This is a genomic window from Polaribacter sargassicola (assembly GCF_021991835.1).
Lineage (GTDB): Bacteria > Bacteroidota > Bacteroidia > Flavobacteriales > Flavobacteriaceae > Polaribacter > Polaribacter sargassicola.
This window is the reverse complement of sequence record NZ_JAHDAU010000041.1, coordinates 1-440: the sequence shown is the minus strand read 5'-3', so window position 1 is coordinate 440 and position 440 is coordinate 1. Positions and strand designations below refer to the sequence as shown.

1 protein-coding gene is annotated in these 440 nt (G+C 71.4%); it reads left to right on the top strand.

Annotation, left to right across the window (positions count from 1 at the left end; genetic code table 11):
• Positions 1-168: 168 nt before the first annotated feature.
• The coding region (locus KI686_RS15725) for a hypothetical protein (RefSeq protein ID WP_237590281.1) at positions 169-440 on the top strand (272 nt) is incomplete at its 3' end.

Below are 440 nucleotides of genomic sequence, written 5' to 3'. Positions count from 1 at the left end.
ACGGTGGCTTGCGGGGCTGGCACCGGCACTGTGGTTCGTCGCCGTCCTCGTGGTCACCCGAGGGGCGAAGGACTGGGTGCGGATCGTCTGGCTGATCGCAGGCGCGGCCCTGCTCGTGCCCTGGCCGTTCGTCGTGTCCGGGGGAGGCGGTGCGCTGTGAGCGGGAACGTGGCAGCCGACGGCATGCAGGGGAGCGGCCGCGTGCGCAGCGCGCTCCGCGGGTTCCTCACCGGTCTCGGCGGTCTCGCGTACGCCTTCGTCATCTGGACGGCCGTGTTCTATGCGATCCAGCTCTCCGTCGGAGGGATGTCGGGTTACGGATGGGTGGTCCTGCTGCTGCCCGCGGCGGTCACGGCCGTCGTCTTCTCCGTCGTCCTGGTCATCACCCGGCGACGCTCGATCGGGGCGCTCGTCCTGGTGCTGCTCGCGGGCCTGGGGCT